At 39.8% G+C, this 14,888-nt stretch carries 7 protein-coding genes and 5 tRNA genes; 1 reads left to right on the top strand and 11 read right to left on the bottom strand.

The annotated features are described in order from the left end of the window. Window positions 1-26: 26 nt before the first annotated feature. The 6 genes from DF182_RS12290 to DF182_RS12270 all read right to left on the bottom strand — a co-directional run bounded on the left by DF182_RS12290 (window position 27) and on the right by DF182_RS12270 (window position 2,082). On the bottom strand, window positions 27-1,121 hold the full coding sequence (locus DF182_RS12290; RefSeq protein WP_113615905.1) for a slipin family protein: 1,095 nt from the start codon (window positions 1,119-1,121) through the stop codon (window positions 27-29). Window positions 1,122-1,658: 537 nt separating this feature from the next. Continuing rightward, window positions 1,659-1,745, bottom strand: a tRNA-Tyr gene (locus tag DF182_RS12285). 6 nt (window positions 1,746-1,751) lie between these two features. After that, window positions 1,752-1,816 (bottom strand) — tRNA-His (locus tag DF182_RS12280). Window positions 1,817-1,831: 15 nt separating this feature from the next. Continuing rightward, window positions 1,832-1,904 (bottom strand) — tRNA-Ile (locus tag DF182_RS12275). Between the two features lie 23 nt (window positions 1,905-1,927). Further along, window positions 1,928-2,011: transfer RNA gene (locus tag DF182_RS32315), tRNA-Tyr, on the bottom strand. Between the two features lie 6 nt (window positions 2,012-2,017). Beyond that, window positions 2,018-2,082 (bottom strand) — tRNA-His (locus DF182_RS12270). A 1,124-nt stretch (window positions 2,083-3,206) separates the two neighbouring features. On the opposite strand from DF182_RS12270, the gene DF182_RS12265 reads away from it, so the two are divergent. Further along, on the top strand, window positions 3,207-3,419 hold the full coding sequence (locus DF182_RS12265) for a helix-turn-helix transcriptional regulator (RefSeq protein WP_113615904.1): 213 nt from the start codon (window positions 3,207-3,209) through the stop codon (window positions 3,417-3,419). An 887-nt stretch (window positions 3,420-4,306) separates the two neighbouring features. Here DF182_RS12265 and DF182_RS12255 read toward each other — a convergent pair. From DF182_RS12255 to DF182_RS12235, 5 genes are read right to left on the bottom strand one after another with little or no spacing between them, the layout of a single operon-like run. Continuing rightward, complete coding sequence (locus DF182_RS12255) at window positions 4,307-6,637, bottom strand: AIPR family protein (protein ID WP_211327100.1); 2,331 nt, start codon at window positions 6,635-6,637, stop codon at window positions 4,307-4,309. Next, window positions 6,618-7,631 (bottom strand): PD-(D/E)XK motif protein, encoded by a 1,014-nt coding sequence (locus tag DF182_RS12250; RefSeq protein ID WP_113615902.1) that lies wholly within the window; start codon window positions 7,629-7,631, stop codon window positions 6,618-6,620. Before DF182_RS12250 ends, DF182_RS12255 begins: the two co-directional genes overlap by 20 nt. Continuing rightward, window positions 7,628-9,511, bottom strand: a complete 1,884-nt coding sequence (locus tag DF182_RS12245; protein ID WP_113615901.1) for an AAA family ATPase — start codon at window positions 9,509-9,511, stop codon at window positions 7,628-7,630. Before DF182_RS12245 ends, DF182_RS12250 begins: the two co-directional genes overlap by 4 nt. 9 nt (window positions 9,512-9,520) lie before the next feature. Continuing rightward, on the bottom strand, window positions 9,521-13,321 hold the full coding sequence (locus DF182_RS12240) for a Z1 domain-containing protein (RefSeq protein ID WP_113615900.1): 3,801 nt from the start codon (window positions 13,319-13,321) through the stop codon (window positions 9,521-9,523). Continuing rightward, window positions 13,318-14,775: an ATP-binding protein gene (locus DF182_RS12235; protein ID WP_113615899.1), complete on the bottom strand. Its 1,458-nt coding sequence runs from the start codon at window positions 14,773-14,775 to the stop codon at window positions 13,318-13,320. Before DF182_RS12235 ends, DF182_RS12240 begins: the two co-directional genes overlap by 4 nt. Window positions 14,776-14,888: the final 113 nt, after the last annotated feature.

Below are 14,888 nucleotides of genomic sequence, written 5' to 3'. Positions count from 1 at the left end.
CGCGAAGTTAACTCTTTTCTAAAAAACTATTTGCTGATGAAGATCTGCCGGAGCTGATCAATCAGTACTCCGTTGCCGGAAACACTGATGTTGTTGATTTTCTCCGCTATTTTCTCCACATATTCCATTTCTTTCAGCTTAAACAGCATGGGATTATCTTCCATCAGTTTGGCTGTATTGAGCAAGCTTCTGGTGCTGGCAGTTTCTTCCCTTCTCATGATGATGTTGGCCTGCGCTTTTTTCTCCGCTACAAGCACCTGGTTCATGATGTCTTTTACATCGCCGGGAAGGATGATATCCCTGATACCGAAAGACGCAACGGCAGTACCGAGGTCTTCCGCGCCTTTGCTCACTGCATCCAGAATGAAGCCGGACAAGGTGTCTTTTTTCTCCAACAGTTCATCGAAGCCCAGCCCAGCGATGTATTCCCGCAGTGCCAGCTGAAACAGGACGTACAGTTGTTTTTCGTAGTCTTTGTTTTCCAGCACCGCTTTTTCGATATCATTTACCTTGTACTGTGCCCAGGCATTGATCCGCAGTGCAGCCTTGTCTTTGGTCAGGATTTCCTGTCCGTTGATCTCCAGCTGCCGCTGTCTGATATCCACTTTGCTGACCATGATGGAGATATCATTTTTCCACCAGTGATACACGCCCTGAGACAGTATCATCTCGTATTTGCCATCGATCAGCAGTACGGCCTTTTCATAGTTCTCCACAGTGATGGTTCTTACGTAAGGCTGTACCAGCTTGTGATTCAGGGTGGCCCTGTTTATATTTTCGGTGATGTTTATTTTGCTGGTATCAGCTTTCACAAATTTGTGTTCGATCAGGCTTTTCCAGAAAGTATATCTTCCGGTTGTCAATACTTGTTTCAGCAAACCGTTCTGATACATCAATACGATTTCTGTTTCTTTTACTTCGATGACTTGCAGAGAATCGGCCAGAGCCTTATCCAGCAGGAGAATGTTGAGTTCTACCGGTGCGTTGAAAGGCTGATTGATGTTATACACTTCTGCCTGTTCGCCGAAGAGCCAGTAGCTTCCTTCGGTAAGCATGCGCTGGTATACGCCTCTTTTGAAGACGAGCCCGATTTCGTACGCATTGATGATTACTCTTTTCATTTTTTTGTTTTTTAGGGGGATGAAAAATTAAAGCCAGCGTTACTGTCCATCCCGTTTTCACGGAAACAGCTTTCAGTTCGTGTATGCGTACCTGTTAGTGGCGGAAGGAGACTATTAGACACGATTTTAAAAAACATTTACAGCTGTTTGCTGGTGTAGACCGGATTGTTTTACCACGCCCTTTTGACGCGGTAACAAGGCATATAACCCTGGCTTCTGTTTCGCTTTTTTGAGAAGGAGCGCGCTTCTATAAAGGATCTTCAGTCCTTCGCCTTTCCACTTGGCTAGCCTCTTGCGAGGTGGGAGTCGAACCCGTCGTTGTTGTCTATTGCTCTACCCAAATGAGCTACTGTTTTTTTAAACAGGGAGGAATCGAACCTCCTACCCATAGATCCTGATGTTGAAGAATACCTCATGCCGCAACAGCATACAACCAGTTACTACCGTTGCACTGCGGGGTTCTCTGAAACCCTCACCTGGTTTGCGTACACGACTATTCCTACTTCCCTGGCAGGGAAGTCTCTTTTGGCTAAAGCCTGGTGTGAGTGACAGGATTCGAACCTGCTAAGCCCTAAGGCGATGGTTTTACAGACCATTGCGATACACCGTCATCGCAGCACTCACAATCGGGTAAAGGTGGGGAGTCGAACCCTAATCTTCCGAACCACAATCGAACGTTCTACCATTGAACTACCTAAACCGTGAAACTGTTGGCCTGACCGGATTTGAACCGGTAACACACTGCGTATAAGGCAGCCGCTCTAACCATTGAGCTACAGGCCTGTTTCGGGGTTAACAAAACTGGGTGTGAGTGACAGGATTCGAACCTGCTAAGCCCTAAGGCGATGGTTTTACAGACCATTGCGATACACCATCATCGCAGCACTCACAGTCGGGTAAAGGTGGGGAGTCGAACCCTAATCTTCCGAACCACAATCGGACGTTCTACCATTGAACTACCTAAACCGTGAAACTATTGGCCTGACTGAGTTTTAACCAAAAACACATTTGTGGTCAGGCCATTGGGGCAACAAAAAAACCGGTCATTTTGCAACGACCGGCTTTAGATATCTTTCACATGATTGCTCATGCAGTTATACACCGGTGTCGTTGATGTTTATGCGCATAGTAATGCTTGCCGCCTAGTGGCCGAATGCTAAATTGTATGCGATATATTGATAAATTCTTCACCATTTTTCTAAAATAAAAAGCCCCGCAATCTCTTGCGGGGCCTGTGTTATATCGAATTCGTTTATTCAACTATTCTGTAGCATAACATGCCCCGCAAACGATATAGCCTCTTGAGGCTATGGCGTGTAATTGTGGTATGTGATAAAAATTGCGGTACATGTTTTTATGATTTTTTTAACACTGCAAAGATGGAATAATTTTTTTAATATCTCCAAAATAATTTTTTCATCTTGATAATTTAGATATCTTTAAATGCTTACTGGTGGCTTGTTTTAATGTATTTTAAATTTTTTATGTTGTATAACTGTTAGGACTACACGATATTTTATACACTGCATCGATTAGCGACAATAACTGATTGTACATCAATAATAACTGCGATCTTTCTGCTGCCTCTTCGTAAATAGTATCTTCCGCGGATAAAGATTCCATTAACCAGTTGTGCATGATTTGTCTTACTTCACATAACGGCATCAACATGCAAAAACGATGAAGCGTGAGGTAAGGATTGGCTTCTTCTGCTTGGGTGAGATGAGTGAAATGGAACATGGAGGTGTGCATAATGTTGGGGGTTGATTAGCTCAAAAATATAAATAAATAGCTTTTAAAGCTAATTATTGTGCTGTGTTGATCAAATATTTTGCTTTATAATATGCAATGCGCTAATTTTAAATAGGTAGTTGTGGAGAGGGGCTCTGTATTTAATCGGACCATAGAGGAATTGAAATCCGATAGCAAAGGCTACACTGGATTTTTGCCAGGCGATTTAATCGGACCATAGAGGAATTGAAATACATTGTCTTGAGGTTTAAAAACGAACCCAGCACTGTTTTAATCGGATCATTGAGGAATTGAAATTAAGATTACCGAGTTGATTGCCCCTAATTTTTAGCAATGAGTGATAAAATATATAATAGAATTAAAGCTGTTCTGGCAGAGAAGGGAAAGACCAATAATTGGCTTGCCGAGACGCTAAAAGTTAATAGAACCTCTGTCTCGAAGTGGTGCACAAACAAGATGCAACCTACAATTGAAACACTTTTCGCCATTGCCGAGGTGCTGAATGTAGAAGCCAGGGAGTTACTGGTGGAACGGAAGAAATCCTAAAAAGTCGTCGATCCCTGGGGGAAATCATGTTATTGGAGGTCGACGATCATTGAGCAGAAGAATTAGTAAATTGGAATGCTGAAATGCTTAATGGGCAAGGGAGTGTGTTTGAAGTTATTAGGGTTTTAATCGAACCATAGAGGAATTGAAATCGTTGGCTAATGCCATTCCCATATCGTACCAGGAGGTTTTAATCGAACCATAGAGGAATTGAAATGGATACCTTTCTATTGCTGCCAAAAGGTTATTTGCGTTTTAATCGAACCATAGAGGAATTGAAATAGGCCAGTCGTAGCTTCATTAAGCAGCAATATAGGCGGTTTTAATCGAACCATAGAGGAATTGAAATTTGATATTCGACGAGTATCCTACAATTTACCAACTGGTTTTAATCGAACCATTGAGGAGTTGAAACTTATTACCCATTGTTCTCTGAGTTTGAGGTCTGAATGTTTTAATCGAACCATCAAGGAGTTAAAAATAGTACCTTTATCTACCTATTGCGTTTTAATAAAAATGTCTTAATCATTGAAAGTATTAACCCAAAAAATCTTCACACATGTACATCTACAGAACTTTGCATCATCCAGATGGATGGAGAGGACAGGCTGAGTTTGAGATTCGTGATAACCAAATCTTTACAACGGTTCATCATCCCAGCGGAACGCATACGCAACCTTGGTTTGAGATTAACAACGAGAGCGTTTATCCTACCGTGTATCACCTTAATGGGCGTAGTTCTTTTGCGTGGTTTGAAATTCATGGGAATAGCCTGAAGACGGCTGTTCATCATCCGGGAGGTGTACAGGGATTACCTTGGTATAAGATACAATAGGAATCAGGATGAGGGGCTGATACTTATATCTGCCCCCTTTTTAAAGCGACTATTAGATCTTAAAGCCGTATTTAGCCAGCCGTTCGAGATTTAACTTGATTTTCTTCTGAGCTTGTATCGTTAATTGAATCTTTCCATCAGCAATATCTACCAGGTATTTGTAATGATCGGATTTAAGCCGTTTGTTGCGTTTATCCCAGTCAATAATCTTTTTAACGGTGTCAATATTTATTTCGATAGGTGGATCGGCTATAGGATTGCTGTTTCCTTCTTCATCGGTTTCATTGAGCAGTTCGGGGTTATGTTCTGCAATAAGATCAATGATTCTGAGTGCTGCATTCCTTTCATAATCTGACATTGCTGTATTGCTCCGTAATTTGGATGAAATATTCCAGGAAACGTTCTGCTGCTGCATGGAGAGTTTTCCGGATGTTCTTCCCCAGTCTTCTATTTTACTCCATACCACAGCTGGAATAGCTTTAACTTTTTCTGTTTCCAGTAATATATTAGCCTGATGGCTGTCATCATCGGTAATACGCCGTCTTACTGTCTGTTTTTTCGAATCTTCCAGGTCGTTGTTGAGTTTTGACAGATCGATACCAAAGGTTTGTTCCCTGACAGCCAGCCAGCATTCCTCTTTTTTAGCCCATTCACCATATAATGATCCGGGAGCATTGCCTTTTATATATTGTTCAATACGTATCATTATCTCATACAATGTATCGGATAAGGCTTCTGATATGGATTGATTTTTCCATATTTTATACAGATCAATTTTATTTTTGACCTGGTAGGATAACCATGCAATGCTATAAGGCACAGTGATATATCTCATATCTCCAATGGAGTTGGGCTTGATTCCGTATCTTTTCTCGGCAGCTTTGAATAACAAGGATTTTGCTACGATATCTTCAAAGTAAACATTGTCAACACTTTGTGGTAAATTATAGTTGATAAACTGTACATAGTTTTTTTGATTTCCCCTGACAACGTAGTGCGGACCGATGTTTATTTTCCGCCCATTGGCTACTTCCTGGTATGCATTTGCGTATTTGGCCAGATCTTCTTTAGTGAATACCTGATTTTTGGGATTTTTAAGATCAAATGCCTTCTGCTTATTTTTGGTAAAGCCTTCTTTAATTCTGGCATTTTTATACTGGCCTCTTGCTCTTTCATAAAACCACCTTGTTTGCAGCGACTGGCCGCCGGATGCCGGGGTCCATATATTTCTTGAGAGTTTTTCCAGTTCAATATGGAATGGTCTGTTTGAACTTAAGTCAGCAATCGAAACCTTATTTTGTGTATTGGCGTATTCTGAAATCCTGCTTACAATACTGCCGAATTGTTCCTTGTTTTTTATTACTGAAAGCTTTAACTGAACAAATACACCCGAAACATCCTTTTTGTCCTTTCTCCAGGTATGATAGATGGATGCGGTTGTCTGCCCTCCGTTAACAATCTGTAAGTCATTTATTTTGGTAATATATGTCCCTTCAACTGATAACTCGATATTAACCGCATCGGCAGTTGCGGCAATACCATTATTGAATGCCAGAAACATGTGTGGTTCATGTAATATGGTCTTTCTGATTCCTCCATTTACTTTTCCGGTAAATTGAAGAAAGGACCTTACATTTTGTTCAAGAAGTCTTGATCCGAAACGTTCATAAATATTCACTAGCGCTTCCGCAGGGATAATCGCAAGGTAGGATTCATATTCGTTATTCACTGATGGTGATTGGATACAAGGTATCCTGAAACCATCTGCTTTAAAATCAATCTCTATCGGAATATGTGACTTCTCAGATATATTGTAGAGATAGTTTATGTCTACTACTCTGTAAAATATCGGATAACTGTAAATGTTTTGTTGGGCAGGATTCTCTCCGTTATAGAGCCCGTCTGTAAGAATGATCGCATTTATTCTTACCAGATTTTCCTTAATATCCTGGGATTCACTGAGAGAAAGTGCCAGCTGGAAAATTTCAGATGATTCTTCAATGCCGGCTACATATTCCTTGTAAACTGCGTTTTTGAAGAAACTGGTGATCCTCCTGGCTGCTTTATCAATTTCTGCTTTGGATACGACTGCAATCTCATCTGTGCCATTGTAAATAGAAATAAAAAGGTCTATTGTTTCATAGTTATCAGCTACGGCATATGCATTTATTTTGTGTTGGACCCCGGTTTTAATCAGTTTTTCATCATATGCAACACGGACATTTTCAACCTCTCCCGATTCTGATAATAAATTTGCAGCAGATTGAGTAAAAATCTGCTCAAGCATTCCACCTTCCTCATCACTGATCTGGTCAGTCCGTATATCCTGTTGAAGTGTGTGATAGAATTTTTTTAGTTCATTGTTATCCATGTTGGTTGCCATTATCTGTAATTATTTTAAAAACATTTTCCTCTTCGATGAGATAAATATCCCGATCTGGTAGAATAATGCTGTAGGAAATGTCTCCTACCCCATTTCGTATATCTTTTTCTTCAATCCTTGGAAAATCACCTTTAACACTGAAAAATGATTCCTTTCGTATTTTGTAGCCCGTTGTCTCATATAAGTTGCGGTGATCAGGAAAATATCCGGCCTCCAGTAGTTTGGTCTGGAACTCCTTAAGGGCCGTTTGTTCCTGCACTAATAATTCAGCTATATTGTCAACAACGTTATTGAGGGTCTCTCCGTCCTGTTGCCGGATTTCCAGTGATAAATGAAAGAGAATCAGAGTATCAAGGTTTGTGGTATCCAGTTGTCTCTCATTACTGATATAAATTTTCTGATGATTTTTACCATGACTTGTTTTTACTTCCAGCGCCCATTTACCATGTTGAAAGTCTCTGATCGCGAAAAGCGGACCAACCCAGGATTTAACCGGGTACTCTATATAGGTTGATATTCTTAGCCACTTTCTCAGAAAATACAGTTCGCCGTATAGTCCACGTTGTTTTTCCTCTGAAAGACCTTCCTGGGATGCCTTCTCAAATAAGGAGAACCATTGTTCAAGCCTGTTCTTAAATGATCGGAAAATAATAAACTGATCCTTTACTGGGAATAACAGGGGTACAATATCCTGTATCAGTACATTAAATATTTCCCTGAGATTGTCGTCAATCAGTATGATCAACAGAAGCGTTTTGTTATCTGATTGTCCGTCAGATATTTTTTCCAGCCTGATTCCTTTGGTTTCTTTTATCTCATAGTGCTTTAAATAAGATGTCTCGGTTCGCAGAAGTAGGATGCGATAAGATTCAGGATATTTGATTCCAAGGTATAAGTCAGCCGTTAGATCTTCTGAATACCTGATTTTATCTAAGCCGGGTTGAGATTTTTTATCAGTATGCAGAGATTGCCATATTTCCTGTATCCTCTTCATTTTATGAGCTCCTTTATATTTTTTCCATCTTCAGTATATATTTCATTGAATTCGAATTCGTTATCGTATATCGTGTCATTGGATGAGCTTTTCGTACTGTCTTTGAAAATGCTTTTGCATAGTTTGTTGACGGAAGTATAATCATACTCCATTACTTCCTGAGGGCCATTGAATCGTTGTTTATATAATGATCTGCATTTTACATTTAGAAACGTATAGAATGATTTATATCTAATAAATCTGAGGCTTTCCAGGAGCTCGAACCTATAAAAATATTTAGTCTTCAAACTGTTTTCTTTTGGAGCAGTTAGCAAAACGGATTCTTCACTGTCAACCGGCAGAATTATTCTGGATTCAAAAAAAGAAAACTCTTCCAGTATTTTAAATGCCTGGATTAACTCCCGTTTAAATACTGGAGATCGCAGATTCTCATGTGACAGAGGATTTAACAAACGATTCTTGATGATGCGAAGCTCATTTGTATACCCAAAAGGTATCCTGTATTGAGTAATTAATTTTTCAAATTTTCCTATGAGCACCTCCAGTCCCATAAAATCTGAGGAATAGCCTCTGTTGAGGGCGTTGTTGTTTATATTAAAGGACCAGGTTTCCAGCGCATCAGTAATGGTAAAGTGGCTTTTGGGAATGTCGATAATTCCACTGGTGACGGAAGTATCTTTTCTTCCCGGATAAAGGAAATTATAAGGTAATATTCTGCGCAGCTCTTTTTCAAAAGCCTTTCTTAGATAATTGGCACAGGCGGGATAATCTCCATTCAGAAGATGATATTCTGCCCGTTCTTTATGTGATTGGCTTTTCTTTATATAAGGACGTTCCGGAATAGCGGAATGATCGTCTACCAGAAATTCAATGGTATCCCAGTTATCCTTTAAGTAAGACTTGGCAAGCTCAAACCACTCTTTGTCATAAGTTGTTATAAAAATCTGAAAACTTCTGAAGGAAGCTCCGTGGATATCTCCTGCTGTTAATATCTCCAGAAGTGGAATTCTGTTTGACATATCCAATCCTATAAAAATATCATCCAGAAAAAGGAATTTAAAATCGTTATCAGGAAAGGATAACAAATTGGCAAAATAAATCGATATAGCCAGAGATGTTAATCTGGCTTCATTTAGGATACCATGATGACTTTCAATTTCTTTTCCGAATAACTCAATATGAAATAATATCCGGGGACTTGTAACTGCATTGTCAATCTGCCCGTCAATATATTCAATATTTATCTTGAGTTTATTCTCGAAGAACAGCAGAAGGTGGTTCGTTTTTTCTGTTAGTCTTGCAATGAGTTGTGCGGCATTGATATTATAGTCTTCAAGCGCTTGAGTATCTTTTTCCTGTTCAATGTCGCCCCATAGTTGTCCATATGTTTTTTTGTTTCCCGGAGATGAAGGTGTGAGCAGTGTTTCTTCCGCCAGAAGACCATCTTTTCCGAAGAAAAAGGAAAAATAATCAATGGATTGTCCGATCTCATACAGATGGAGTTTTAGCAGATCTCTGTAGCTTATAAACCCATAAGTAGCCACTCCTTTTCTGATATGATGGCAGGTGTGGGAGTCTGTCAGCGCTGGATCTTCGGAGTAGAAATATTTATTATCGTCATTCTCAAACCCTACTGCAATGTATGGCTTTTCGGATACTTTATCGGCGTCGTAAAATTTGTTGGTGGCAAATGGTTGGTCAGGGTTAACTGATGAGAAAATAAAATCTCTCACGGCGTTAAATAATGATGATTTTCCGCTTCCGTTTTCACCATATATCAACAGGTTATGACCTGTTGGTAATTCGATGGAAAAATCATCCTTGTCGTTTATATTGAGGAACGCACGGTAGTTGTTTAACTGAATGGATGTAATTCGCATTGGGCTGGACTAATTTTTCAGAGAATTATAGATGGATTTTACCTTTTCAACTGAAATGAGTTTTTGTAACGTTTGATGTACTTTATGTCTGGTATCATTAAGTGCATTATATGTAACCACTATTTCGTTAATATCTATTGGGTTATTCAGTATCAGTTCTTCCAATACACTCAACATTGATAGATTATTTCTGGAAAAGTCTTCCGGGAAGTATATCTCGAATACTACAGCATTAAGTATGCCTGAAAAATAATTGATAATGATTGAATTTGTACGGTTACTTCTCTGCTTTCCAAGGAATATTATCGCCTCCGCGAAATAATTGATGTGCTTATTCTCCGGAAGCATCTTTATAGGGAAGTTCTCAATGGTCACCTGTATACTGTTTGATTCATTCTGAGCGACCCAGTAGCTAAATAAAGTAGAATTCAGAAGTGTCAGCAGATATAAGGATGGGATTTCCCCGGATTGAATCCCGATGCATCCTTCTTCCAGTACACATTCAAAATCAGATAATGAGAAAACGATACCGGATTTATGCTCAGCGGCAATTATTTTCCCAGCCTCCAGGTTCTGTACAGATGTTATGTTCCCGATATAAAAATCTGGTTTCGGAGTGCAGTAGAACTTGTTTATGTCCTGTTTCCGTATAAACGGGATTAGCTTTGATTGTATGCTTATCTGTTTATTTTCGATGAGCCTCGCTGGTATTATAATATCAGGTTGCTCGTTTGATTGATCAATGGAATTTTCATCTATTTGATTTCCTTGAATTCCTTCCTTAAATGATAGTTCAATAATGCTGTTGATGCTCCGGCTTTTTTCGATGTGATTACGAATTTCATCATCGATATCTGTAGTATTCTCCTGCAACTCAATATTGTCCTGTAAATAATCAGGTTGATCAAGTTCATCCGGATAATCAAGTATTTCTTTCAGGAATTGTTCGTTTACTGCATATTCGATCTTTTCATCCTTATTGGTATCTATATAAGGAAAGCTTATTGCCAGCCCAACAACGGGGCAATCTGCTATAGGGGATCTCTTGTTGTCAGGGCGGTTGTTTAATAGATAAACTAACAATAAAGCCTTGCTGGTATGGCGTGTCGTTTTGATTCTCAATGAACTTGGATGCATTAAACCCTTGCTGTTTATGCTTCCCTTCTTAGCCCAATCCTTCAGCGTTATGCTTATAGCATCAGAGATTTGCTCATCTGTAAGATCAATATACTCGTGGCTTGGATCAATTATATGAGATTTGGTAATTACATAAAAATCCTGGCCGTCTTCACGTGAGTTTGTTCTGGTGGTTAAACCTACATTCAGATCAGGGGCGAGGTCAAATCGCTCACCCATTTGAGCAGTTGACTTGTTGATTAATGCAACAGTCCAATCACGTAGACTCCCATGTCGTACCTGAGCTAATATATATTCACAAATAAGATTTACATTAAATGAAGGTTGAAATGAATAATAGCCTGAGAGAAATTCGATTATCTGATTATAGTTGGCAACCCCATTCCAGATAAAATGTTTTTTAAAAGCTTCTATCTGATTAACCGGACCCTGTACTTCTCCCAGTTTAGTAACAAAACTTTTAAGTGCTTTCAGATTTTCCTGGTGTTTTCTTGAGCTTATTTTAAATGAATAAGTTTCCTCAAGCTCCCCGGAAAAGCTAAGTCTCATAATCTCTTTATATCTGAACTTATTTGCTGCAGTAATATTTAGAATCCCGGGATGTGTTCTGACTTTTAATCCATAATCTCTTGGTTTTTTACCAAGATCACACATTCGGTCAAATTGAGCCCGCATTTCTTCTGTGGCTACTGTTACATGTCTATACCAGTCTACCAATTCTTCACTGGTAAATAGCCGGCACAGATCAAGGTAGCCAGGCCTGTAGCCAAACCAGCGGCCCATTTGCATTAGGGTATCATACATTTTAGATGCCCGTAAATAATAGCTGATTGTGAGCCCTTCAAGTGTGAGACCCCGTGAAAGCTTGTTACCGCCGATGGCGATTACTGATAACCCTGATTCTTTATTCTCAAAATAATCAAGAGGACGAATGTTCTTATGTTTCAGACCTTCTATTTTAGTATCACCATGGACGGCCCGAACATCGATTTTTGAAATCGCAGGATAAATATGTGGCTTTAATTCGCTCCAGGATATTTCTGTAATCGATGGGTCATCTACTGCTTTGTTTTGGATCAATTTCCTCGTTTCAGGAACAAATTCTTCTTCCCATAGATCTTTAAGGTCATCATAAATACTCCCTGTATTAAATTCTATCTGTCGTGAATAAGATTTGAAAGTATCAAACACAAGTGAGGCTATCTTATCCTGCCATTTAATAAATCGTGATACGTGAATCAGCATTGAATTATGTTCCTTGGCCTGTCCACGGACTCTCCGTGCTGCGCAGGCAAGGAAAAAGCATTTCATGGCTCTGTGAAGGCTTGGAGGTAAGTCCCTTGGAAAGGCATCATCTTTTTTATGTAGGTCAGTGATGAAATAAGGATTCGTTTTTCTTATAGATTCGATTTTTTCGTTATAATCTTTTATGGCCTCCTTATCATCTGGATCCGGTTTGGAAGGCTGGTAGTCTTTAATAATTCTAAAAAGGGAGATTGGCTCAACCTCTTTGTCTAAATCCTCACTGCTCACAATACCAAAGATTTTAGCAGGTCCTATGTAGTTGGAGGGAGCTGGGATATTTACTATAAAGTCTTTGGGGAAGATATCTCTGCCGATCTTAATATTAAGACTACCAAAGTTTTCATTCAGATCTTTGGCTTCTTCATCATCATAGTACTTGGCAAATATATTAGCATACGGTGTCGCAGTGTAGCCTATATAAGCATTTTGTTCAAATCTTTCCAAAAGTGCTCTGATGGCTGCGTTGATTTTTGAAACATGTGTTTTACTGATATTTATTGACGCATTGTCTGCTTCATCATCAATTAACAGCAGAGGAAGATCCCGTATGAGCTTCTGCCCGTCACTCATGGTTTCTCCACGGCTTGTAAGCCATAACAGCAGGTTTTTCAATACCGATGGATTTTTCTTTACCACCAGGATAATAGGATCATTACCCCGTATATTTACCCCGGAAGCTTCCGATGCCTTTCTTGTAAAATCTCCGTTAACATCACTGGTAGTAAGGGAATGCGCAGCAAGGTTGGGATTTATCCTGCCTACTCCAATTCTGTTGGACGTTTTAGAAAAATTTCTGGCTGTTTGCGTATCAAAGCCCAGAAAACCTTCGTCTATCCTGAGTTGTGTCTGACTTCGAAGGCTGTTGTGAATTCCTGCCAATACGATAATAAGTTTATACCCAACATCGGCTGCTTTGCAGATAAGTCCAATGTAATTACTGGTCTTGCCGGATTGAACATGGCCAACAATCAGCCCTTTTTTCTCAAAACGCTGGTGACTTCCAGGTTGGACCAGCCTGTCAAGAATATCTTCTGTGAGTGCGTCTAGTTTATTTATCGTGTCAGGGGCGTAGTTTCTGCTCTCCAGAAATTGTCTGTATCTGTTCCAGAATTGCCACCTGAACTCTGATTTTCTGTTTTTTACCCATGGCTCCGGGGTAGCATCATCCAGGATGCGGTATTCATCTGAAAAGACAGCATACAACGTCTCCAGCGTCTTAAACAGGGATTGCTTCTCCGGATCTGACAAGGGATAGAGCAGACTGGCTTTTTCAATGGTCTCTTTGATAACAGCCGCTGTTATCACCTGTTTTTCATTGGAGAGTATTGTTATGCAGATATTTTTGGCTTTGTCAAGAATTTCGCTCATAAACTGTCAATTAATTCCGGATAGTTATTGAAAGGCTCAATCAGATATAGTTTATCTTTTGCCTGAGATTCCGAATGATTATTTAATAGGTTTTTGTAGGTGAGCTTCAGGACTTCCAGAAGGTCATTCTTCCTGGAGTCCTCATAAGGCTGTTTAAAGGAATCCGGATCCTCGTTCTCATTTAGTACTATCAACGGAATAGGAAGAGACTCTTCCAGTAATTTTAGTATGGTGTTAATAGTTTTATTGCCTTCAAGCGCAATCTCCTTTATTACCGGATGGTCCCGGTTGATTTCATAATATCTTTTCCCATTTTGAATTTTTGCGTTCCATACCGGCTGAAAAGATGCAGTGTTGAGTTTGCGTTGTAATACTTGTCCTTTGTGCCGATACACCAGAACGGCATTACCCCGTATTCTGGTGGCATAGGCTTTTAATTGGTCCCTGAGCATATGGGGTGGGCGTGCAACGGACTTTTTAATATCTATTTGCCACTCTGCATCTAAATCATTGGGAAGATCTACCATTATTCTGGCGAGTTTATATTGCTCCTCCTGTCTGAACATGCGAAGCCACCCCCCTGCCAGTATCAAACGCTGATTTCTGTACACATAAAACCCCTGTTGACCATTCCATCCACCAGGGCCCTCTGCATTTTTGTGGTCATTCTCTGAGAGCTTTGATTTATGAGGAAGAACAAAGCCCTTTACTTTGATTTTTCCATTCAATAAGGGCTCTTCCGGGAATTTTCTTGTGGCTGTATTGTCCGATAGAAAAGGATCCCAGGGAAGGATCTCCCGTTGCTGGAAAAATAGCTTTATAGTTCTGTTCTCAATATACCTGTGAAAAACCATAGCCAGATGACCTTTGACAGACTCCATTATTTGTAAAAACTTATCAAGTGCTGAATTGTCTTCAGTCTGCATGTTCTTTACTACCCTGTCAAGATTGTTCCATATGACTATTGTCCCTGAACTGAGTTCGTCAAGTGAGGTTTCGAATTCCGGAGGGGCGTATCGGATAAGGTGCCAGTTTCTGGTTTGGCTTACGAAATCCAGATCCCAGGTCCATAAGGCCTTATCCTGACTTTCTTTTTTGGAAATAACAGTTAACTGACGGCATTGTGAAAATGAAGCCGTTTTCAGGCCGAGTCCGAATCTGCCAAGATCTTTTGGAGCTCGTTTCTCATCAGGATTTCTACTGCCGGGACGCATTGCCTGCACAAGCTCTTTATCCGTCATACCGCATCCGTCATCTTTTATCGAAAACCATGTATCACTCCCTTTCCATTGGAATTCAATCCAGACATTGCTTGCACCAGCTGATATTGAGTTGTCAATTATATCGGCCACAGCGGTTTGAATATTATATCCAATTGCCCTGAAACTTTGTATCATGGAGGCTGCTTCGGGTTCTGCACTTTCCTTTGGGTATTTGGAATAATCAAAAATCATAATGTGTATATGATCCGGGTTTTGGTATATTTTTGCTTTGGTATAGCTGTATAAGGAGCCTTATAGGTTGCTCGAAACTGTATTCACTCCGTTAAATATAGGGATATTTACAG

Origin of the sequence: Chitinophaga flava, from assembly GCF_003308995.1 — a bacterium.
GTDB classification, from domain to species: domain Bacteria; phylum Bacteroidota; class Bacteroidia; order Chitinophagales; family Chitinophagaceae; genus Chitinophaga; species Chitinophaga flava.
Note: the sequence above shows the minus strand (reverse complement) of the source record. Positions and strands in the feature narration are given on the sequence as shown.

Bases quoted from the DNA above. Each gene is read 5' to 3' on its own strand.
- DF182_RS12235 (WP_113615899.1), bottom strand. From the start codon at position 14,775: ATGATTTTTGATTATTCCAAATACCCAAAGGAAAGTGCAGAACCCGAA.
- DF182_RS12255 (WP_211327100.1), bottom strand. From the start codon at position 6,637: ATGGCAACCAACATGGATAACAATGAACTAAAAAAATTCTATCACACA.
- DF182_RS12290 (WP_113615905.1), bottom strand. From the start codon at position 1,121: ATGAAAAGAGTAATCATCAATGCGTACGAAATCGGGCTCGTCTTCAAA.
- DF182_RS12265 (WP_113615904.1), top strand. From the start codon at position 3,207: ATGAGTGATAAAATATATAATAGAATTAAAGCTGTTCTGGCAGAGAAG.
- DF182_RS12245 (WP_113615901.1), bottom strand. From the start codon at position 9,511: ATGCGAATTACATCCATTCAGTTAAACAACTACCGTGCGTTCCTCAAT.
- DF182_RS12250 (WP_113615902.1), bottom strand. From the start codon at position 7,631: ATGAAGAGGATACAGGAAATATGGCAATCTCTGCATACTGATAAAAAA.
- DF182_RS12240 (WP_113615900.1), bottom strand. From the start codon at position 13,321: ATGAGCGAAATTCTTGACAAAGCCAAAAATATCTGCATAACAATACTC.